At 42.3% G+C, this 23,502-nt stretch carries 17 protein-coding genes; 12 read left to right on the top strand and 5 right to left on the bottom strand.

Translation table 11 applies throughout. The features are described from left to right. Positions 1-34 precede the first annotated feature (34 nt). Complete coding sequence (gene xerD / locus BMX56_RS11960; RefSeq protein WP_090647060.1) at positions 35-934, top strand: site-specific tyrosine recombinase XerD; 900 nt, start codon at positions 35-37, stop codon at positions 932-934. Between the two features lie 240 nt (positions 935-1,174). Here xerD and BMX56_RS11965 read toward each other — a convergent pair whose 3' ends face one another. Further along, positions 1,175-1,594 carry an acyl-CoA thioesterase gene (locus BMX56_RS11965; protein WP_090647065.1) on the bottom strand — a complete coding sequence of 140 codons (420 nt, stop codon included), beginning with the start codon at positions 1,592-1,594 and terminating at the stop codon, positions 1,175-1,177. A 170-nt stretch (positions 1,595-1,764) separates the two neighbouring features. Here BMX56_RS11965 and BMX56_RS11970 point away from each other — a divergent pair, with 170 nt between their 5' ends. From BMX56_RS11970 to BMX56_RS12000, 7 genes are all read left to right on the top strand, one after another. Next, positions 1,765-3,570 (top strand): M61 family metallopeptidase, encoded by a 1,806-nt coding sequence (locus BMX56_RS11970; RefSeq protein ID WP_090647068.1) that lies wholly within the window; start codon positions 1,765-1,767, stop codon positions 3,568-3,570. 157 nt (positions 3,571-3,727) lie between these two features. Then, a complete protein-coding gene (rpsO, locus tag BMX56_RS11975; protein ID WP_090647072.1) occupies positions 3,728-4,006 on the top strand; it encodes a 30S ribosomal protein S15 in 279 nt (92 codons plus the stop codon). Positions 4,007-4,135: 129 nt separating this feature from the next. Continuing rightward, positions 4,136-6,271, top strand: coding sequence for a polyribonucleotide nucleotidyltransferase (gene pnp, locus BMX56_RS11980; RefSeq protein ID WP_090647077.1), 2,136 nt, complete (start codon positions 4,136-4,138; stop codon positions 6,269-6,271). A 168-nt stretch (positions 6,272-6,439) separates the two neighbouring features. Continuing rightward, entirely contained in the window at positions 6,440-6,712 is a 273-nt protein-coding gene (locus BMX56_RS11985) for a hypothetical protein (protein ID WP_090647080.1), read from the top strand. Between the two features lie 106 nt (positions 6,713-6,818). Beyond that, on the top strand, positions 6,819-7,469 hold the full coding sequence (gene rpe / locus BMX56_RS11990; RefSeq protein ID WP_090647085.1) for a ribulose-phosphate 3-epimerase: 651 nt from the start codon (positions 6,819-6,821) through the stop codon (positions 7,467-7,469). 202 nt (positions 7,470-7,671) lie between these two features. Continuing rightward, complete coding sequence (serC, locus tag BMX56_RS11995) at positions 7,672-8,739, top strand: 3-phosphoserine/phosphohydroxythreonine transaminase (RefSeq protein WP_090647089.1); 1,068 nt, start codon at positions 7,672-7,674, stop codon at positions 8,737-8,739. Positions 8,740-8,823: 84 nt separating this feature from the next. Further along, on the top strand, positions 8,824-9,777 hold the full coding sequence (locus BMX56_RS12000; protein ID WP_177183787.1) for a D-2-hydroxyacid dehydrogenase: 954 nt from the start codon (positions 8,824-8,826) through the stop codon (positions 9,775-9,777). 351 nt (positions 9,778-10,128) lie between these two features. Here BMX56_RS12000 and BMX56_RS12005 read toward each other — a convergent pair whose 3' ends face one another. Then, entirely contained in the window at positions 10,129-11,073 is a 945-nt protein-coding gene (locus tag BMX56_RS12005) for an MlaD family protein (protein WP_090647093.1), read from the bottom strand. A gap of 272 nt (positions 11,074-11,345) precedes the next feature. Next, positions 11,346-12,248: an N-acetylmuramoyl-L-alanine amidase family protein gene (locus tag BMX56_RS12010; RefSeq protein ID WP_090647098.1), complete on the bottom strand. Its 903-nt coding sequence runs from the start codon at positions 12,246-12,248 to the stop codon at positions 11,346-11,348. Positions 12,249-12,300: 52 nt separating this feature from the next. Between BMX56_RS12010 and BMX56_RS12015 the strand changes: the two genes are divergently transcribed. Genes BMX56_RS12015 through BMX56_RS12025 form a run of 3 tightly spaced genes read left to right on the top strand, consistent with a single transcriptional unit; the run spans position 12,301 to position 18,093 of the window. Further along, positions 12,301-15,150: a putative LPS assembly protein LptD gene (locus BMX56_RS12015; protein WP_090647102.1), complete on the top strand. Its 2,850-nt coding sequence runs from the start codon at positions 12,301-12,303 to the stop codon at positions 15,148-15,150. Between the two features lie 5 nt (positions 15,151-15,155). After that, entirely contained in the window at positions 15,156-16,403 is a 1,248-nt protein-coding gene (locus BMX56_RS12020; RefSeq protein WP_090647107.1) for a competence/damage-inducible protein A, read from the top strand. 43 nt (positions 16,404-16,446) lie between these two features. Beyond that, on the top strand, positions 16,447-18,093 hold the full coding sequence (locus BMX56_RS12025; protein WP_090647112.1) for a dihydrolipoamide acetyltransferase family protein: 1,647 nt from the start codon (positions 16,447-16,449) through the stop codon (positions 18,091-18,093). 438 nt (positions 18,094-18,531) lie between these two features. On the opposite strand, the gene BMX56_RS12030 is transcribed toward BMX56_RS12025, so the two are convergent. Next, entirely contained in the window at positions 18,532-21,264 is a 2,733-nt protein-coding gene (locus BMX56_RS12030; protein ID WP_255369824.1) for a S9 family peptidase, read from the bottom strand. 386 nt (positions 21,265-21,650) lie between these two features. Here BMX56_RS12030 and BMX56_RS12035 point away from each other — a divergent pair, with 386 nt between their 5' ends. After that, positions 21,651-21,986, top strand: coding sequence for a hypothetical protein (locus tag BMX56_RS12035; protein WP_143065434.1), 336 nt, complete (start codon positions 21,651-21,653; stop codon positions 21,984-21,986). 3 nt (positions 21,987-21,989) lie between these two features. Here the strand turns inward: BMX56_RS12035 and BMX56_RS12040 are convergent, their stop codons facing one another. Continuing rightward, positions 21,990-23,366, bottom strand: coding sequence for an aspartate kinase (locus BMX56_RS12040; RefSeq protein ID WP_090647120.1), 1,377 nt, complete (start codon positions 23,364-23,366; stop codon positions 21,990-21,992). Positions 23,367-23,502: the final 136 nt, after the last annotated feature.

A 23,502-nucleotide genomic window follows, 5' to 3' on the forward strand; every position in this document is an offset into this window, starting at 1 on the left:
GATTCTTTCTTATATACATTAAATTAAAATCAATTTGGATTGGCGTTCGGCAATAAAAGGTTTCCAGGCTTATTTGAAATTAGAGAAATCGCTGGCCGATAATTCTGTGGAGGCCTATAGCCGGGATATAGAAAAACTATACCAGTTTGCCGAAACCAAGCCATTTAAGCTGAAGCCGGAAACCATTACTTTAACCGATTTGCGGGAGTTTATTACCTGGGCCGCCGAACTGGGCATGATCCCGTCGTCGCAGGCACGCATCCTATCGGGCATCAAGGCTTTTTATAAATACATGCTGATGGAGGATCTGATAAAAAGTGATCCGTCGGAGTTATTGGAATCGCCCAAAATTCGGCGTAAACTGCCCGATACACTCAGCTACCAGGATATTAATAAACTGATAGCCGCCATCGACCTATCCAAACCCGAAGGCCCGCGCAACAAAGCGATATTAGAAACCTTGTACGGCAGCGGCTTGCGGGTATCTGAATTAACCGAGCTAAAGCTATCTAACCTGTACCTGGATATTGAATTTATAAAAGTGACCGGCAAGGGCAATAAAGAACGCCTGGTACCCATAGGTGCCGAGGCCATCAAAGCCATTAAAATTTATATCGAAAACCTTCGGGTGCACATCCCCATTAAAAAAGGCGAAGACGATATTGTGTTTTTAAACAGGAGGGGGGCTCGCCTTAGCCGCCAGATGATATTTTTGATGATCCAGGACCTGGCGCAAACTATCGGCCTAAAAAAAACAATCAGCCCGCACACCTTCCGCCACTCCTTTGCCACCCACCTGGTTGAAGGCGGCGCCGACCTGCGTGCCGTACAGGAAATGCTGGGCCACGAAAGCATAACCACTACCGAAATTTATACTCACCTGGATAGGGAGTATCTGAAAAGCACGATAAGCCAGTTTCACCCGAGGTCGTGAGTAGTGAGTAGTGAGTAGTGAGTTGTGAGTTGTGAGTAGTGAGTAGTGAGTAGTGAGTAGTGAGTAGTGAGTTGTGAGTTGTGAGTTGTGAGTTGTCAGTAAAATAGCCGTCAAGATAATCAAAATCTGAAAAAATCTGGCAAATCTGTTCAATCCGGGTTCAGACAAACTGCTGAGGTGGATTTGCTTTCCTTCGCAAAATATCCTGCCAACCGCAAACTCAAAACTGCCAACTGGTTATTAAATAGTATACTGCGCAATCACATCCTCAGGGACCTTGGCACTTCTTCCGGTAGCCATATCAATCATTACGTAATCAAAATAGCCGTCGCAGCATACTTTGCCGGTGGCTTTGTTGCTTAGGCTGAATTTTACGCGGCAACCTTTATCGTCGATGCTTTCGATACCGGTTTTTACAATGAAGTAGTCGCCCATGGCGAGGGCACGTTTATAATCTACGTGGGCCGTGCGTACTACCCAGCCAAAACCGCGCTCCATAAATTTTTCCATAGCCATGCCGTAGCAACGTTCCATCTGATCGTACCGGGCGGCCAATACATAATCAAAATATTTGCTGTTGTGTACGTGCTGAAACATGTCGATATCGTCCGGGCGTACACGAAACTCGCTTTCGAAGGTAGAGTAGATGGGAGTATCCATAGGGCAAATATAATGATTGGGTTGGAGAGTGGTTGATTGGTTGATTGGTTGATTAAGTTGATTGGTTGTATTTTAAGTTATAAAGAGGGTGGACTTAGCCCGATGAAAATATATTTGAGCGTTACAAAGTTAGCGGCGGTTTTTCTATATTCGGAAAACTCTTATCTGCCATGAAAATATTATGCAAGGGGTGGTTGATCGCCGCCCTGTTTTTAAGCGCTAACTCCTTTGCCCAGCAGCAACCTGTAAATATGCAATACGCTGTATCTATGGAGCAGGCAGCTGATCATCTTTACCATGTTGAGCTTACTAACAAAACGCCCGGTAAAGCACTCGATTTTAACATGTGTGCCTGGACTCCAGGCTACTACCAGCTTATTGATTTTGCCGCCGCGGTACAAAATTTTAAAGTAACCGATAGCAAAGGCGTAAACCTGAAGTGGCAAAAGGCCTCGGAAAATACCTGGCGCGTCTATCACAACAGCCCTGGCGCAATAAAAATTTCGTATGATGTTAAAGCCACGGTGCCCTTTGTGGGCAATATTTACCTTGATGAAACACGGGGATATATTACCCCCGGCGGTTTGTTCATGTACCTGGATAATGAACTGCGGCATCCGGTTACCATAAAAATGCAACCCTATAGCAAATGGAATGCAATGGTGGCCACGGGTTTAGATACGGTTGCAGGTAAATGTCACCTGTACAAAGCCGATAATTTTGATGTGCTGTATGATAGCCCCTTTTTAATGGGCGAACTGGAAGTGCTGCCTCCGTTTACGGTTAAAAATAAACCACACAATTTTATTGGTTATAAGTTACCTGAGTTTGACAGGCAGGCATTTATGGACGATTTGAAAAAGATTGTGGTTGCGGGCAGCAACATCATTGGCGAAATACCCTATACGCACTATACCTTTTTATCAATAGGTGCCGGGGGCGGCGGTATCGAACATTTAAACTCATCGTCGTTAAGTTTTAGCGGGGGGGAGGGCTTTAATTCGCCTGAGGCTAAAAAGAGGCTTTACAACTTTATAGCCCACGAGTATTTTCACCATTATAATGTTAAACGCATCAGGCCGGTTGAATTGGGGCCGTTTGATTATTCGAAAGAGAACCACACCAATATGCTTTGGGTATCTGAAGGGTTTACGGTTTATTACGAATATATGATAACAAGGCGCGCCAGTTTAATGACGGCCGAAGATATGCTTGATGATTTTAGCGGTAATATTAGAAACTATGAGAATAAGCCGGGCCATTTTTACCAGTCGGCCACCCAGGCCAGTTATAATACCTGGAACGACGGGCCAAACGGGCGGGTAAATGAGGATATTAATAAAACCATATCCTATTATGATAAAGGCCCTGTGCTTGGCCTAATGCTTGATTTTAACATCAGGCATGCTACCCAAAATAAAAAAACACTTGATGATGTAATGCGGCTGCTTTACTACAAATACTATAAAAAGCTTAACCGGGGCTTTACCGAGAAGGAATTTAGGGCCGAGTGCGAAAAAATGGCCGGCACGCCAATGCCCGAAGTGTTTGAATATGCTTCGACGGTTAAGCCGCCCGATTACCCAAAATACTTTGCTTACGGTGGTTTACGGATAGATACCAACGCTACTGTTACCTATACCTCATGGGCCGGCATTAATTACAGGCAGCGACGGGATACGCTGATGATTGGCACCGTTGAACCCAATTCGCCTGCCTGGGACAAAGGCATAAGGGGTGGAACAAAAATTTTAACCGTTGAAGGCCAACCGGCAACGCAAAAATTATTAGACCATACACTGGAAGCAAAAAACACTGGCGATGCTTTAACGCTCACCATACAAAAAGGAACCGAGAAACGCGACATAACTATCATACTGGGCAGTAAAAAAGAAAAAACTTTTAAGATAAGTCCGCTACCTAATCCCGATCCGTTACAGGCGGCTATTTATAAAAGCTGGATAGGGAATTTGTAAAGTCGAAAACAACTTGCAACTTTTGAGATAATCAGCGGGTTAGAAGTAATCAACCACTCACCAACTTTTGAATTTTGAATTTTTACTTTTGAATTTAATCACTATCTTTGCACCCACAATTAACAAAAGTATTTAACGCTTTAATATTATTCACGTAATGTATTTAGGTAAAGAGACAAAGGCAGAGATCTTTGCAAAACACGGTAAGGGTGCTACAGACACTGGTTCAACCGAAGGTCAGGTAGCATTATTCACTCACCGCATCGCACACTTAACTGGTCACCTTAAGAAAAACAAACACGATTTTTCTACCCAGTTATCACTGCAAAAATTAGTAGGTAAACGCCGCGGATTGTTAGCGTACCTGTACAAAAAAGACATTGAAAGATATCGTGCTATCATCAAAGCTTTACAGCTAAGGGATATCATTAAATAATTCTCATACTTTTTATTGAAAAGCCATCCCGATTTTGTGGATGGCTTTTTTACTTTTGAAAAAATTATACACACACATAAAAAACCGGTGCGCTCCGAAAGATGAAAAGTGCACCACAACAAAAAGAAGATGAGTTTAAACGTAATTAAAAAAGTTATTGATTTAGGTGACGGCCGCACCATTGAGATCGAAACAGGTAAACTGGCCAAACAGGCAGATGGGTCTGTAGTTATTAAAATGGGTGATACCATGTTATTGGCTACCGTAGTATCGTCGCCGGAAGCGAAAGAGGGAGTTGATTTTTTACCCCTTTCTGTTGATTACCAGGAAAAATACGCTGCCACCGGTCGTATCCCGGGTGGCTTTTTACGCCGCGAAGCGCGTTTGTCAGACTATGAGGTTTTAATCTCGCGTTTGGTTGACCGTGCTTTACGCCCGTTATTCCCTTCAGATTATCACGCTGATACACAAGTGATGATCTCTTTAATTTCTGCCGATAAAGATATCATGCCCGATTGCCTTGCCGGTTTGGCAGCATCGGCAGCATTAGCTGTATCTGATATTCCTTTTAATGGCCCTATCTCTGAAGTACGTGTTGCAAAAATTGATGGTCAGTTGGTAATTAACCCAACTTTAACCCAGCTTGAGCATGCTACTTTAGAATTTATTGTTGCAGGTAGCGAGCACGATATCAACATGGTTGAAGGTGAATCGAAAGAGATCCAGGAAGCTGAATTGGTTGAAGCTATTAAATTTGCACACACTGCTATCAAAATTCAATGTTTAGCTCAAAAAGAGTTAACTATTGAAGTTGGCAAAACCGAAAAACGTGTTTACTGCCATGAAAACAGCAACGAAGATTTGAAAAAAGCAATCTATGCTGCTACTTATGACCAGGTTTACGCAATCGCTTCTTCTGCATCTGCAAAAGACGAGCGCTCAGCAAAATTCAAAGAAGTTCGTGATACCTATATCGCTACTTTAGGCGAAATTGATGAGGTTACTAAATTCTTAGCTAAAAAATACTACCATGATGTGGAGTATGATGCTATCCGTAACCTGGTATTAGATGAAGGCAAGCGTTTAGATGGCCGTTCAACTACCCAGATTCGCCCTATCTGGAGCGAAGTTGGTTATTTGCCGTCTGCACATGGTTCTGCCGTATTTACCCGTGGCGAAACACAATCGTTAACCACTGTTACTTTAGGTGCAAAAGATGATGAGCAAATGATTGATGGCGCGTTCATCAATGGTTACCAAAAATTCCTGTTGCATTATAATTTCCCGGGTTTCTCAACCGGCGAGGTTCGTCCTAACAGGGGTGCTGGTCGCCGCGAAATTGGTCATGGTAACCTGGCTATGCGTTCGTTAAAACAAGTACTACCATCTGAGGATGAAAATCCATATACCATCCGTATTGTTTCTGATATTCTTGAATCAAACGGTTCATCGTCAATGGCTACGGTTTGTGCCGGTACATTGGCTTTGATGGATGCTGGTATCAAAATCAAATCGCCGGTATCTGGTATCGCGATGGGATTGATCACCAACGAAATGGGTACTAAATATGCTATCTTATCTGACATCCTGGGCGACGAAGATCATTTAGGTGATATGGACTTTAAAGTAACCGGTACCGCCAACGGTATTGTTGCTGTACAAATGGACTTGAAAATTAATGGCCTGTCGTACGAAGTGTTAACTAACGCTTTGAATCAGGCTAAAGATGGTCGTTTACATATCCTTGGCGAAATGGCTAAAACCATTACTGCCCCTCGTGTTGATCTGAAGCCACACGCTCCTCGTATTGTTACCATCAAAATTGATAAAGAATTTATTGGCGCAGTTATCGGGCCCGGTGGTAAAATTATCCAGGAAATGCAACGCGAAACCGGTGCAACTATTTCTATCGAAGAAAAAGACAACCAGGGTATCGTTCAGATTTTTGCCGACAATAAGGCATCTATCGATCAGGCTTTATCGCGTATCCGCAACATTGCTTCTAAACCAGAAGTTGGCGAGATATACGAAGGTAAAGTAAAATCAATTATGCCATTTGGCGCATTTGTTGAGATTATGCCAGGTAAAGATGGTTTGTTACACATATCTGAAATAGACCACCGCAGGATCGAAAAAATGGACGGTATATTTGAGGTTGGCGACGAGGTAAGGGTTAAATTGCTTGATGTAGATAAACAAGGTAAACTTAAATTATCGCGTAAAGCACTGTTACCAAGGCCGGAAGCTCCAAAATCCGAAAAATAATTGTAAATATTATATGTGCAAAACCCTCTTTATGAGGGTTTTGTTATTTTTGCTTGTTTTTTTTACACTTTTTTTGAAAAAATTAAAACAAAAGTGGGATGTTTAAACTTTATATCAGTTCATAGATAGTTGAATAAACCATAAAATCCGATCCTGCTTGTAAAAACGATGACCCCTGCTACAAATGATCCTTTAGATTTTCTTAATAGCAATCCGCAGGGAATACAATCGGCTACACAAACCGATTTAGTTCAATTGCTGCTATATGAAATCATCCGGGTTAAAGAATTAATACTGTATTATGACTCCATTCCCAATGGAGGTGGTCAGCTTGGCTCATCAATTTTGAATGAGCTGGTATCAGAAGCCTATCAATCGCTTGTAAACTACGATACAGTACTGATGAAGAAGTACTACGACTTGTTGCTAAACTGCGATTAAGCTGCATATGTGCAGATATGCAGATTTTAGATGTGCAGATGTTTACTTAAGATAAAACTTTACAAATAATTGCCAATTGCAATGTTGGGGATTTATATATTTGCACATGAACCACCTGATAGCGCCATCTATTTTAGCAGCCGACTTTGCCAACCTGCAACGCGATATTGAAATGATCAATAACAGCGATGCTGATTGGGTGCATGTTGATATTATGGATGGCATGTTTGTGCCAAATATCTCTTTTGGTTTTCCGGTTGTTGCTGCCACAAAAAGGCATGCCACCAAACCGCTGGATGTTCACCTGATGATTGTTGATCCTGATAGGTACCTTAAGGCGTTTAAAGACGCCGGTGCCAATGGTATCACTGTTCATTACGAAGCCTGCCCGCATTTACATCGCACCGTACAAGCTATTAAAGAGCTTGGCTGCAGGGCAGGAGTAGCCCTTAACCCGCATACGCCCGTAGCTTTATTGGAGGATATTATTGCCGACCTGGATATGGTGCTTATAATGTCTGTTAATCCTGGTTTTGGCGGACAAAAGTTTATTGCCAATACCTACAAAAAGCTTAACGATTTGAAGGCCCTGAGTGAAAAGAAAAATCCGGGCTTATTTATCGAGGTTGATGGCGGCGTAGATCAAAATAATGTTAAAGAATTATTGCAAGCAGGTGCAAATGTGCTTGTTGCGGGCAGTTCTGTGTTCTCATCGGCCATACCGGCCGATGCAATATATAACCTCAAACACCCTTAAAAGTTATTACAATTGTAATAATTACTACCAACCTTATAGGATAAATTTGATATTTGCAATCAAAAAGGCTTTTGTTGATTAATTGTATATTTTTTCAAAAAACGTAAATTAATCCTATGAATTTTGTCAAATTGATTAACTTCGGCCCAACTAAATACAAAGTTCCTAATCAAGTATTCAGAACCTACAATTCGTTAATTATATGAAACATAATTTTGGTGCCGGACCAGGCATTTTACCTCAGGAGGTTTTAAAACAAGCTTCCGAGGCGGTTATTGATTTTAATGGTACAGGATTATCATTGCTGGAGATCTCTCACAGGTCGAAAGAATTTGAAGCAGTTTTGAATGAAGCTGTTGCATTGGTAAAAGAATTATTTGATGTGCCAGAAGGTTATTCGATATTATTTTTACAAGGCGGCGCCAGTACGCAGTTTGCCATGGCCCCCTACAATTTATTGCCTTCAACAGGCAAAGCCGCTTACCTGGAAACAGGTGTTTGGGCTAATAAAGCCTTAAAGGAAGCAAAGTTTTTTGGCGAAGTAGAGATTGTTGCCTCTTCAAAAGCCGATAATTTTACTTACATCCCTAAAGATTATACTATTCCTGCTGATGCGGCTTACTTCCACATCACTTCAAACAATACCATTTATGGTACACAGTTACAGGAATTCCCAAAATCGCCGGTACCGGTTGTTTGCGATATGTCGTCAGATATTTTCAGCCGTAAAATTAACGTTGCCGACTTTGGTTTAATTTATGCCGGCGCTCAAAAAAACATGGGCCCTGCAGGTGTTACCTTAGTTATTGTTAAAGACGATATTTTAGGTAAAGTTGATCGCAAAATACCGGCGATGCTTAATTACCAGGTACAAATTGAAGGCGGATCGATGTACAACACCCCTCCATGTTTTGCTATCTACGTATCGATGCTTACGCTGCAATGGTTAAAAGCCAAAGGCGGCGTTGAAGTTATCGAGCAGGAAAACATCACCAAAGCACGCGTATTATATGACGAGATTGAACGCAACCCGTTATTTAAACCGGTTTGCGCTACAGAAGATCGCTCGCACATGAATGTAACCTTTGTAATGGAAAATCCTGAACTGGAAAAACCATTCCTGAAACTATGCGACGAAAGAGGTATAGTAGGTATCAAAGGCCACAGAAGCGTTGGTGGTTTCCGCGCATCAATTTACAACGCGTTGCCAATAACCAGCGTTTACGCCCTTATTGACGTAATGCAGGAGTTTGCTGAATCAAATAAATAATTTAGTCATCAGTAATTGGTCATTAGTCATTTTGGATGGCGGATAGACCAATGACTAATGACCAATGACTAATGACAAAATAAGATGATCAAAATATTAGCTAATGACGGTATCGACCCGATTGGAAAACAGCTTTTAGAAGAAGCCGGTTTTATTGTTGATACCAATAACATTCCGCAGGATGAATTACCTGTGCGGTTACAAGAGTACGATGCCATTACTGTACGTAGCGCAACTAAAGTACGTAAGGCCCTTATTGATGCCTGCCCAAATCTTAAAGTGATTGGCCGTGGCGGTGTTGGTATGGATAACATTGATGTAGAATATGCAAGGGAAAAAGGCCTGAGCGTTTATAATACGCCTGCGTCATCTTCATTATCAGTTGCCGAACTTGTTTTTGCCAGTTTATTTGGCGCGGTAAGGTTTTTGCCAGATAGCAACCGCAAAATGCCGGTTGAAGGTGGTACTAAATTTAACGACCTGAAGAAGGCTTATGCAAAAGGTATCGAACTGCGCGGTAAAACTTTAGGTATTGTTGGCTTTGGCCGTATCGGCCGAGAGGTGGCTAAAATAGCTATTGGCGTTGGTATGGAAGTTTTGGCTTACGATTTATTCCCTTTTAACCCCGAGTTGGATATTGTTTTAGGTGGTGGTACAACCGTTAAGGTAAGTGTAAAAACTTCAACTTTAGAAGAGGTAACCAAAACAGCCGATTTCATTACCCTGCACACGCCGTTTATTGACAAGGCCCTGTTTGGTGCCGAAGAATTGGCATTAACCAAAAAAGGTGTTGGCTTTGTAAATATTTCACGCGGTGGTTTAATTGACGAATTGGCTTTAGTTGACGCGTTAAACAGCGGCCAGGTTTCATTTGCAGCTTTAGACGTATTTGATAACGAGCCAACACCCCGCGAAGAGATACTGAAACACCCTAAAATTTCTTTAACCCCTCACATTGGTGCTGCCACCAATGAGGCGCAGGAAAGAATAGGTGTGGAGCTTGCCAACCTGATCATCGATCACTTTAAAAAAGCATAAACACCAATTTGACTAATTGAGCCAATTTTCACGAATTTGATTATAGGCTGATTTTTTGAATAAAACGAATGGCACGAATTCCTAAGGAGTTCGTGTCATTTGGTTTTTTATACAATAGGTGCGATCAATAGGTGCGATGTCACCAGGTATAAAGCGATGACCAACTACGCACATTCGCCTTACATTCATGCGTTTGCTTTGTTCCTTATAGTGATGGTCACAGCTAACCCGATACAGGACGACGGAATTTATGAAAGCCTCTCGAGTTTGTGATAAATACCTGCCTACACACAAAAGCCGGATAAATTTCATTTACCCGGCTTTTGTGCTTTAAACTCTTAATTCTTTTTTTTAATCTTTTTTACCGCCAAATACCGAGAAGCTCACGTAACGTTTAGGGTGAGCTTTTAAATCGAGCAACAGGTTGTTTAGGCTGTTGGTGGCGGCATCCATGTTTTTGTAAACCTTATCGTCGTTCATCAGCAAGCCCAAAGTTCCTTTGGTCGAATTGATATTGGCGATAGTTGCCTGTAAATCGGCCATGGCCTTGTTGGCGTTATCCAAGGTGTTTTTGATGTTCGATGCAGCTATATCGTTACTTATTTTTTCAAAATTAGTAGCCATGCCGTTTATATGCACGGTGCTCGTCTTCAGGTTAGATGATACTACTTCGGCATTCGACAGTATTACATCAATGTGTTTGGTTTGGGTTCCAACCAGGTTATCTATTTTTTTGGTAACACCTTCCAGTGTTTGCAGGGAGTTGGCAATGCTCATAAAACTGCGATCAACATTCTTCTGAAAGTTTGGGTTCAGGATCTTGTTGATGGCGGCTAAAGATGAGTCGAGCTTGGTAATTAGCATTTCGGCTTTTTTTTGTATCGGCTGCAGGCTTTCGGCCAGGCTTCCCTGTATGTCGGCCTTCAAAGTGTCTTTGTTTTCAGCAAGTATTTTGCTATTGCCTAATTCAAAAACGATGGCTTTGCTACCTAAAAGATCGGTGCTTTCCAGCTTAGCCAGGGTGTTGTTCGGGACATCGTATTTTTCCTCAATCTTAAACTCAACTATGGTGCGGCCATCTGGCTGAAGCTCCATTTTTGAAATACGGCCAATCTGGAAACCATTTACCAGTACAGGTTTTGATACGCCCAGGCCTTCAACACTGTTGTATACGGCGTAAAACTTATTTGATCCCGAAAATACATCGTTACCCCTTAAAAAGCTGTATCCTAAAACGAGTATAGTGATAGCAATAACCGTAAGGGCGCCTATTTTTGTTTCGTTTGAAATTTTCATTAAGTAGTGTGATTATGTTTAAATGTTTTTGCTGGCAATGCCCGCGGCACAGGTGATGTTATAAGCAATATACGTTTGAACAACTGATTAAGTTTTTATACACACTAATTATCGCAAATTGTATCGAATTGAAGAATGGCTCGTATCTATATTAATTTTATGATTCTTGCAATTCATTTTAATCATTGAAAATTAGTGTCTCTTATCATGTTTATATTCAACTTTTATAATTCGTGAAATTCGATATAATTAGTAACAAATTCGTATGTGAATTATTGCGATACATGCTCCACTTCGTTTTTATAATTTAACAGCGCACGCACAATTGAACTCACAATTTCATTTTGTCCATCTTCCGAGTTTAGGTACGCTTCATCGCTTGGGTTATTAATATAGCCTGTTTCAACCAAAACGGATGGCATTGCGGTATGGCAAAGTACGTAAATACCTTGTTCCCGTAAACCTTCGCTTGGCCGCCCATCGGTTTCAACAAATTCATTATTAATTAAAGTTGCCAGTTTGATGCTTTGCTGCCTGAATTTTCTTTTATACTCGTTGGTTAAAATAATAGTAATGGGATCGTCGGGATCTAATCCGGCGTCCATTCCCGAATCTTCCTCAACCTGGTTGTGAACGATGGTCCTTTCCTCTTCTTTTGACCGGTGTAAACCGTAAACCAACAATAATACTCCTTTGCCGGAGCGGTCTGGTACACTTACCGTACGGTAAACCGGCTTATGGCGTTTTGTGCCAACCTGCTCGCGCACATGCCTGTCAGATAGTGAGTTGCAGTGTATAGATACAAAAATATTGCCTTTGTTTTCGTTTGCTATTTCGGCGCGGCGTTCAAATGATACATCGTCTTCTGTCGACCGGGTTAAAACGGCCTTTACCCCAGCCATATCTTTTTCTATTGCAGCCTGCAATTTTAAAGCAATAGCAAGCGTTACATTTCTTTCCGAAGAAAAACTTCCTGATGCTCCATGCGAGAAATGCCCCGTCCCGGTGGGCTTGCCGCCATGACCAGCATCAACGATAATAGTTTTTATTTTGAAACCCGAATTAACAACCGTATCTGTTTTGATGAGGCCGTAAGAAATAAGTGGGAACGATGAAAGGAGTAACAACAATACCGATAAACTATAAATCAATCTTTTCAATGCCCTATTTTTCATTATTTTTGAACGCTGTTAACTATATCTGCAAAAATACTATTCATAATCAATTTTGAAATTCATAACTCTTTTTTTTCTGCTTGCAATTATTTTAACGGTAAATGTACTGGTTGCCGAAAGCAAAGGTACATATAACAGGTATAGCCGCAAGGCCGTTGCAGATACGATTATTAAACTCGACACTACTAAGGCAAAAGATAGAAAACTCCTTAAAGTTAAGAAATCTAAGCAAACTAAGCCAAATCTAAATGCAGATGGGCATGGTGTAAGCAATACTTTTAACATCACTCCTGCTGTAGATACCGTTATTAAGGCGGATACCAATAAAAACAAAAACAGCCAGGGTAAGCCAACAATACCGGGTAAGCCCCAAACCAAATTGCCTGAAACTGATACAACAAAAAAGAAAGAGGGCATCCAATCGGAAGTTAAGGCTGTGGCCGAAGATTCGACAATTGTTGATAACGAACATAATATTTTATACTTGTACGGTCGTGCAAGGGTAACTTACGAGGATTTTGAGCTGGATGCAGACTATATCAGGGTCGACCAAAAAAACCACCTCATTTTCGCCAGCGGGAGTATTGATCCGCGTACCAGGCGTTATGTTGGGCGGCCTTTGTCTAAATCAAAAAATGAAAAACCGATAGCATCCGACTCGCTGTTGTTTAATTACACCACCAAAAAAGGAAAGCTTTATAACCCTGCATCTGAACAGGAAGGTAATTTTATATCAGGAGGACAGGCAAAAAAACTTAACGAAACCGAAGTAGCCTACCGTAATGTTATATTTAGTACCTGCGATTTGCCTTATCCGGATACACATTTTGGTATTGTGATTACCAAAGGTATCGGCGAAAAAAACAGGATCATATCCGGCCCCGCTTATTTGGAAATTGAAGGGATACCGCTGCCCCTTGCTATCCCGTTTGGCTTTTTTCCGAAGCCCAATACGCGAACATCCGGAGTTATCCTGCCAACTTTTGGCGAGGATGCAAAACTGGGCTTTAAACTGTCTGGCTTTGGTTATTACCTGGGCTTAAGCGATTATATGGATTTAACTACCACTGGTACCATCTACTCCAAGGGGTCATATGAAGTAAATTCTACCGCGCGGTATCTTGTGCGTTATAAATATACCGGCAACCTGTCCTTAAGTTACGGATCGCATAATTACGGCCTTCCTGGCGACCCTGCCGTAAAAGATATCCACATAGATTGGACACACTCGCAGGATCCGAGCGCTAATCCGGGATCAACATTCAGTGCATCGGTAAACGCGGGTACGTCGGGTTACTTTTCGCGCAATCCGTCAACGTCAAATTATAACGTAGTTACCGCGGCGCAAAGTAGCTTACGTTCAAGTATATCCTATGGAAAAACGTGGGCGGGTACACCCTTTAACCTAAGTGTTGGTATTGGCCACAGCCAGGATATAGCCAACAAAACAATCACTATAGAGTTGCCAACTATTGCTTTTGGTATGTCGTCAATTAACCCGTTTGACTCGAAAGACAGGGTTGGCGAGCAAAAATGGTATCAAAAAATAACGGTGAGTTATAACATGAATGCTACCAACAAAGTAAACAACATTCCCGAGTCTGAGTTGTTTAAAAGCACAGTTACCAAACGGTTGCAAAATGGTTTTCAGCACCAGATACCGGTTAGCCTCGGTTTAAATGTGCTTAAATATTTTCAGTTTAACAGCAGCGTAAATTATACCGAGCGCTGGTATTTTCAAACTGTAAACAAACATTTTGAACGCGGAAGTATTAGCAATTCAGATCAATTACTGGTTGATACGGTGCAAGGTTTTAAGCGGGCGGGCAATTACAGCCTAAGCACCGGCCTGTCAACTAAATTGTATGGTACCTTAAACTTTAAAGGGAATTTAAAAGCTATAAGGCACGTAATGACCCCATCTATCGGGTTTGGTTATACTCCTGATTTTAGCGACCCAAGCTACGGGTATTATAAAACCGCGGTAAGCCAGGCAAGCGTGCCATACCCTTACACATATCAAAAGTATTCAATTTTCGAAAACGGCGTATACGGCTATCCATCGTCGGGTAAACAGGCAGGCATCAGCTTCGCGCTTGATAACACAATCGAGGCCAAGTTAAAAGCCAAAAGCACCGATACATCAGGCACCGATAGAAAGATTACCCTTTTACAGGGCTTATCATTTTCAAGTTTTTACAATTTTGCCGCCGACTCCATGAAATTGGCCAATATTCAGTTTTCGGGTCATACCGCTATTTTTAAGCAAAAAGTAAATATTAGTTTCAGCGGCTCATTTGATCCTTATGTTACAGTTGTGCACGATTCCATATCAGATAATACCATTCGCAGGGTGAGCCAGCGGGTCAATAAGTTCAGGTGGTCAAATGGCCAGTTTCCTTTGCTCAACCAGTTGAGTATATCAATGAGTGGCAGCTTAAATTCCACTTCGGCCAGGGCGCCGGGTACACCTAATGTGAATACCTTGCAAGGGGCAGGTTCCCCGCAATTACAACGTCTGGCGCTGGTAAACAGCGATCCAAATTCATATGTCGATTTTAACGTACCCTGGAATATATCCTTAAACTACAGTTATAGCTACAGTAATTATCTTAACCAGGTATCTACCAGCAATACCCTTATGATAAGCGGCGATGTTAGCATCACCCAAAAATGGAAAATTCAATACTCAACCAACTACGATTTTAAGGCCATGAAACTGGCCAGCGCTACCTCTTTTTCTATTTATCGCGATTTGCATTGCTGGGACCTTTCGTTTCAATGGGTGCCTTTTGGTTATTTAAAATCATATAATGTTACATTAAAGGTAAAATCTACTATTTTGCAGGACTTGAAGCTGAGTAAAAGAAACGACTACTCAAGTAACAGGACTTTTTATTAATTATTATGCTGGCAGAGATCATAACCATTGGCGACGAAATACTGATAGGACAAATTGTTGATACCAATTCGGCCTGGATGGCTAAGGAGCTTAATAAAATAGGAATAAGAGTAAAACAGATCTCGTCGGTATCTGACGATAAGGAACATATACTTAAAGCATTGGCTGAGGCCGCAGGCAGGGCTAAAGTTATTTTTATTACCGGAGGATTAGGTCCAACGAAAGATGACATCACCAAAAAAACATTGGCGGAGTATTTTAAGGCCGATATGGTAGAAAATAAGCAAGCATTGGAAAATGTGGAGCGTATTTTTGCCAAATATAACCGCCCTCTGCTTGAAATTAACCGGCTACAGGCTCAGGTGCCATCAAACTGTGAGATCATATTAAACAAAAATGGTACCGCGCCTGGTATGTGGTTTAACCATGATGGGGTGATATATGTATCGATGCCGGGTGTTCCCTTCGAGATGATGTATATGATGGAAGATGGTGTAATACCAAAGTTAAAGGCTACGTTGAAATTGCCTTCAATCATTCACAAAACACTTTTAACGGTTGGCGAAGGGGAGTCTTTTTTGGCCGAAAGGATAGCGGATATTGAAGATGCATTGCCATCATATATTAAGTTGGCTTATTTACCCAAACTAGGTCAGGTTAGGTTGCGGCTGAGTGCTTTTGGCGATGATATTGCACTGATGCAAAATGGTGTTGATGAATTTGCCGGAAAAATAATTGAGCGCATAGGCCGTGTTTTTGTTGTTGCCGAAGATATTCCTTTAGAAAAAGCGATACTTAATAAAATGGCCGAAAAAGGGCTAACCTTATCAGTGGCCGAAAGCTGTACGGGCGGATATCTTTCTCATCTTTTTACCCAGCATGCCGGCTCATCGAAAGTGTTTTTTGGAGGTGGAATTGTGTATTCGTACGAGTTGAAGGAGCATATTCTTGGGGTAAAACCAGAAACCTTGTTGACTTTTGGAGCGGTAAGTGAGCAAACTGTGAAAGAAATGGTAGAGGGAGCGTTGTTAAATTTCAGGTCGGATTTTGCCATATCCATAACGGGGATAGCAGGCCCCGATGGGGCCACCGATGATAAACCCGTTGGTACTGTGTGGATTGCCGTTGCAGGCAGGGGTAAGTTGTTAGTAAAGAAATACACATTTGGCAATAAAAGGCAGCAAAACATCGAAAGGAGTGCTGTAACGGCATTAGCCATGTTGAATACTTTACTAACAGATGTTGTAGATTAAGCTGCAAAATGTATAATTTTGTGCGAAAGCATAATTTGTATCTATGGCCAAATATCAACTATTATTGCCAAAAATGGGTGAAAGCGTTGCGGAGGCAACCGTAATTAAATGGAACAAAAATCCAGGAGATCGCGTTGATGCCGACGAAGCAGTAATGGAGATTGCGACTGATAAAGTTGATTCAGATGTGCCGTCACCCGTTGCCGGTAGGTTAATAGAGCAATTATACCAGGAGAATGATGTAGTGCAGGTAGGGGCGATAATTGCCATTATTGAAACCGATGAGCCGGAACATGCAACTGCCGGATCTGAGGCTAAGCCTATGCCGGAAGTTGAAACAACAATTCCTGCCATTGAAGTACCTTACATAGCAGAATCTGCACCGGTTGAAGAAAATCAGGATGATTTTAAGGAATACACCCCGTTTAATGAGGTTAGGTACGATGCACAACCCCCTGTAGTTGAAAATCACGAGGTTGCAGAATATCAACCCGATGTTGTAGCGCCTGTAGATATACCGGGCATTGCACAGCTTGAACCCCAGGCGCCATCGCCTTACGATCAGAATTTTAAAGGTGAGGGACGGTTTTACTCGCCGTTGGTACGTAATATAGCCAGCCAGGAAAATATCAGCATTGATGAACTCGACCGTATTCCCGGTACCGGATCTGAAGGCCGTTTGACCAAAGATGATCTGTTAAGTTATATTCAATATAAAAATTCGCCGGTTGCCGCTCAAAAAGAGGCAGTACCTGCACCGCCCTTTGCTGCAGTATCGCAAACTGTTGAGCCAACAAGTGCTGCCGCGCCGGTAGAAAGCCCGGTAACCGAGAAGCCGGCGGCTGCGTTTGAGCCTGAGCAAGTGAAAGAACCAACAATGGTTCCGGAGCCACAACCTGTACCCGGGCCGGAAAGGGTGTCTGCACCACAGGCCGAAGTTCCACCTGCACAGCCTGCATCAGCTGCGGGTTCGGTATCTGGTGTCGATGAGGTCATCGAGATGGACAGGATGCGCCGCCTGATTGCCGATCATATGGTGATGAGCAAGCAAACCTCGCCGCATGTTACCTCATTTGTTGAGGCTGATGTAACCGGGCTGGTTTTATGGCGCGAAAAGGTGAAAGGCAGCTTTGAAAAACGTGAGAACGAAAAAATAACCTTTACCCCGATATTTATTGAGGCCGTAGTTAAGGCGATCAAAGATTTCCCGATGATCAATGTAACGGTTAATGGTACGCAAATTATAAAGAAGGCAGCTATCAATATCAGCATGGCAACCGCCCTGCCAAGTGGTAACCTGATAGTGCCGGTGATTAAAAAAGCCGATGAGTTAAACCTGCTGGGAATTACCAAGGCAGTTAATGACCTGGCCAGCCGTGCCCGTACCGGTAAATTATTACCTGACGATGTAAGAGATGGTACATTTACAATAACTAACGTGGGTTCGTTTGGCAATGTGATGGGCACGCCAATTATTAATCAGCCACAGGTAGCCATACTGGCAGTTGGCGCCATCAAGAAAAAGCCGGCTGTAATTGAAACCCCGCAGGGAGATGTAATAGCCATCCGCCACATGATGTTCCTGTCGTTGTCATATGACCACAGGGTTGTTGATGGCGCCTTAGGGGGCTCGTTTGTACGCCGGGTAGCCGATTACCTTGAAAAATGGGACGCAAACAGAGAGATATAAACAACTCTTCATATAAAACAACAAAGCCGGACTAATTGATAATCCGGCTTTGTTGTTTCCGAACTTCCTTTTTTTGGAAACAGGAAGGGGCGTTTGATAAAATAAAAAGTCTCCACCTTAGGGGAGATTTACAGGGCAAACCGATCTAATTGGGTTAACATAACTTAACACATTTTAGATAAAATATTTATAAATATTTGATAATCAATATTTTGTATTTTATCATGGTTAACACTAAACTGAGTGCGCAATTTAGGCGCGTCCAAATACTTGTGCATGTTGTTGGCCAATACAAGTCCCTTCGGTAGCCGGATCATTTAACCAGGATCAGCCAATAAAAACAAAGTGTAGTTTGATGCTTATATCTTACCGACGCCATAAACTCATTCCATTAGCTATTTGGATGCGTTTACCCTGGGGAGATTTAAAGCGGCTCGCCTATTTTACCAACTCAAAGCCCCAGTCTTTACCCTTATCCACAGCGGGTACACCTTTGGCCATCCAAACAGGCATTGGTGCGCCTTTCAAAAAGTGGTCAAAATATTGTTGCTCGCGTATGGTAATATCCTTGCGGTTTTGCCGCTGAACCAGGTTATGTGCTTCGCCGTTATATTGCAGCAGCCAAACCGGTTTGCCCAGGCGGCGCAGGGCTGTAAACATTTCTATCCCCTGGTACCAGGGCACCGCGCCGTCAGCATCGTTACTCATGATCATTACAGGGGTTTGTACTTTGGGAAGTTGAAACAACGGCGAATTCTCGATATACAACTCTGGCTTTTCCCATAATGTTGCGCCAATGCGGCTTTGCGTTTTCTCATATTGAAACTGCCTGTTAACACCCGACTCCCAGCGAATACCGCCGTATGCCGAAGTCATGTTGGCAACCGGAGCGCCGGCCCAGGCCGCGGCATACATATTGGTTTGGGTAACCAGGTAAGCCACCTGATAGCCGCCCCAGCTTTGTCCCTGGATGCCTATATGAGCGCCGTCAACCCACGAATTCTTTTTCAATGATTCAACTCCCGAGTTGATGAATTCAACCGCCGAAGCGCCGGGATGACCCGTTTCATAGCTAATATCAGGTGCAAAAACCAGATAGCCGTTACTTACAAAAAATGAAATGGGCAGGCGCGACGGGGTAGGCGCGGGGGGCAGGTAATTATATAATCCTTCGGATAGTTTTTCGTAAAAATATACTACCATGGGGTATTTTTTGTTGACGTCGAAATCCTCCGGCTTATATAAAATACCGGTCGACTTATAGCCTTTAGGCGTAGTCCAGTGCACCAGTTCGGCTGTTCCCCAGTTGTATTGGGCCTGTTGAAGGTTGATACTGCTAAGTTTGGTCTCTTTCTTCAGGTCGGTTGATACGTATAAATCCGGAGAAGATTCATAATTGGCTTTGGTGTAAATGTAAATTGCTGCCTTTTTTGCCTTGGTTAAATCGCCATAGCTGTATTTGCCCCAGGTTACCTTTTCAGGCGAGGATTTACTCTCGGGCTTTTTTACAAAATATCCCCATTGCTTTGTTTCTTCGTCCTGTGCCAGCAACCACATAGGCTGTTTTGTGGGAATAAACTTTTGTTCGGGATCGGTTATGTCGTACCTGATAATGCGTTTGTTTTTGCGCCCTATACCGTTGGTAAAGTTGGTGGCTTCGCCCGTTGCGGGATCAATGCTCCAGATATCGTACCGGTCGTAAATTAATACGGCCTTATCGTCTTTTGTCCAGCCTGCTAAGCCGTAATCCTGGGCGTAGTTAGGTACATCATTCAGTTCGTCGCCCATTTTTGTGCCGATTGATTTTGTCAGGTTGGTTTTTGCGCCGGTCATGATCTGGTAGCTGTACCACTGCTGATCGGCAAAATTGAACCATATCACGTACTGCCCGTCCGGCGAGATGCGATAACTCGCTTTTACACCTTGGTTTATCAGCCGTTTGTTGCCGCTTTTAGTATCAATTAAAATGGCTTGCTGTTTGGTGTCGCCTTCCCATTGGGATTGTACGCGTGCGCCGGTATCTGTTAGTGCCAAAACATAACGCGCGTCCTTATTCTCGGCCACAAAAACTTCGGGAATAGCCTTGCTGCCCAATTGCACCTGTTTAGACGTTGGATCTTCGGGCCTGATTACAGCCAAATAGTTCCTTTTGAGTTCCTTTTGCAGGTTTTTGAGCTGTTGGGGCTGCAAGTAATCATCTTTATAGTTCCAGATATCAAGCCGGGCTACTTCAAAATCAACAATAGTCGTATCGGCCGGTTTGGGGATAGGGGCGGTGCCAAAAAACAAGTTTGTGCCACTCTTGCTGAAATATATTTTACCATCGCCGCTCACGGCCCATTTATCGGGCATGGTTTCTAATCCTTCAGCGGCTATCACGGTAGCACTGTCGCGGGTTAGGTTGTAATAATAAAGCTTAAATGGTTTTACGAGGGCTTTCTCGGGGTTTTTCTCAGCAGCAAAAGCAACTTGCTTGCCGGCGTCATCAATGGCAATATTGTGGTAATTGCCCCGGCCTTTGCTGATAGCTTTTACTGCGTTCTTATCCACATCAAAAACGTACAGGCCAGAAGTAAATTGTTTTTGCTTTGCCGGCGCGGTAACCGCAAAAGCCACCAGCTTACCATTTTTGCTTACCTGGTAATCGGTGACGTATTTAAAGGTATGGGTTATTGTACCTGCCAGTTGTTTTACCGTAAGGTCGGCACCGTCTTGTGTTGACGGTGCGGTAGTTTCTTTAATAGCTTTTTTGGAGGTATCGCCAGGCGAAGGTTTTTTTATAGTATCAGCAGCAGACAGATAGGCAATTACGTTGGCGCTCTCGGCTATTTTAAAGTTTCTGACTGACGGTATTTTGACGATATTTTGTGTCGAAAGCGAAATAAATCCTAAAGTATCTTTTGGGAATTCCGATTGTTTTTTCTTCTTGATCTTAGCTTGCCTGGTATCTTTAAAAAACGGCCTGATCTGGAATACCGCAAATTTACCATCGCTGCTGAAACGCGCCGTATCGGCACGTGGTATCTGAACTTTGGTTGTGTTTTTTGTATCAGTTATCACCAGTTGGGCATCGCCCTCCTGCGGTTTCACCACATACATAATCCATTTACCATCATTACTTATCCGCTGGCCGGTTATGCTTTGCCATCCGTCAAAAACAGCGTGATCCAAAGGTTTTTTTGAGATTGTTTGAGCGGATAGGCTGACGTAGATAGCCGACAAAAGGGTTATTAGTAAAAGTTTACGCATATCAACTTTGTTAACCATTAAATATGCTCAAAATAGCCCGCTTATAAAAATTAACCACGGGAAAGTTACAATGTAAAGGGAAAGAGAGAGAACTAATCCGAAAAGAGTTATTTGGGGCAATTTGCTAGATTTGATGAAGGATGAAATATTATTTTAAATTCGGAAAAAGATTAAAATACAACACGTTTAACGTGTTAGTCTGGTTAACTATCTGTTGTATTCATGTATTTTGGCCGCGAAGTAGCGAACATGGGCACTTTTATTTATGGATTGGTGCCTTTTGGGTGATAATGACATTCTTGATCGTTATGAGAAATTATAATTTAATCAAAGTTGCACTAACCAAACAGGCAGTTTTAGAGGTTGATGAGACCTGCATTTATGATAGGGTAAATAACATGAAATATTGTTGGGATGATATTGAGGAAGTAACCGCAATTGACGATATACTTCTTTTGTCAATGTACCAACCCCAAGGCTATGTAGCAAAAACAAGTGCTATAAAGCGATTCCGCATTTATTCTAAAAAGAAAAAGGCCTTTAGGATTGACTTAGATTGTGTTAAGTCGACTCGTAAAGAACTTGTAAATACGCTTGATGATTTTAGTATAAGGGCTATTGAAATTCAGCAAGCGAAAATATAATGGCTATATCATCGCCTTATTCAATGCTTTAATAGCTTCGGCAAAATCTTCTCTTGCAACCAAAAACTGGATGTTTACCTTGCGCAGGGCAAAGCCACAGCTTTTAATATTGATACCTTTTTGTGCAAGCGCCGTTGCCGATTTGGCTAATAAGCCTGGCTGATCCATATTAGAACCGATGAGGCATACCATGGCCATTTTTTCTACAGTTACTTTCTCATAGTCATCTTCAAGCTCCTGTATAAGCTTTTTATTGAAATCCTTATCCCATATCACAATCGAGATACTGTTGGCGCTTGTGGCCTTAAAAGTATAGCTTACGCCATATTTATAAAACAGCTGCATGATATGAAAATCGGTACCTACGTTGCCCACCATCGATGGGTCGTATATATCAATCATCATTACTTGCTCGGTACCGGTAATTACTTCAACCCTTTTTTTATCACATATGTACTCGCGTGTGATTAGTGTGCCGGGATGTTCGGGTTGGAAAGTATTTTTTATTCTCAGGTCAATATCATTGATCTCTAATGGTTTGGATGCTTTTGGATGGATAGCTTCCATGCCCACATCAGCCAATTGGTCGGCCACATCGTAGTTGGTATTGCCTACCGGGAAACAATTTTCAACGCCTACCAATTGCGGGTCGGCAGTGCACAAATGGTATTCTTTATGGATGATGGCTTCCTGCGGTTTTACTTCAACGGCTATTTTACTAAAAGTAACTTCAGAGTAGCCGCGATCAAACTCGCGCATAATACCTTCGGTGCCTTTGGCGTAACCGGTTACAATAGTAATGGTGCCGGCAAAATCTATATGCTGCAGATCTTTCCTGATGCGTTGATCGATAGTTAACGAACGGTGATCATGGAAGCCGCTCAAATCAACAAAAGTGGCGTTGATGCCCATATTTTGCAATACATTGGCAAATACAAACGCCGAATGACTTTCGCCTATCGATGCCAGGATTTCGCGTGCAGCCAGCAAGACGTCAGCTTTATTTACATAGCCAGAGGCGAGTATATTGGCAATATTTTCCAGGTAAGTTTGTGCGTCTTTAAGACGTTGCTCAATAAAGGCATCGGCCTGGGTAAGGTTTAAGCCAAGGCCTTCGTAGTTTTTATTGAGTTGCTTTAGTTTAACAATAAGTTCTTTAAGTGGCTTATGAAAATCCTTATAAGTTGCCAAACGATGATAAACACCAGGGGCCTTGGTTTTCTTATTTTCAAGCAAAAGGTTGGTTACCCCCGAAAATGCCGATACTACAAAGATGCGGTTGTAAAGCTGGTCGCCGCTGCGCTCAAACAGGATAATGTTTTTGATCACATCACCTAATGCGGTCATGGATGTACCGCCGATTTTTTCTACTGTTAACATTATTTTAAAACACGAATAGACACGAATTTTGTCGAATTACACGAATAAAAAACAAATTTTTGTCTATTTAGATATGAAAACTTTATATGATATAACTGCCTTTACGCCAATCAAACTCGTAAAATTCGAAAAAACT

Origin of the sequence: Mucilaginibacter sp. OK283, assembly GCF_900110415.1 — a bacterium.
Taxonomy (GTDB): domain Bacteria; phylum Bacteroidota; class Bacteroidia; order Sphingobacteriales; family Sphingobacteriaceae; genus Mucilaginibacter.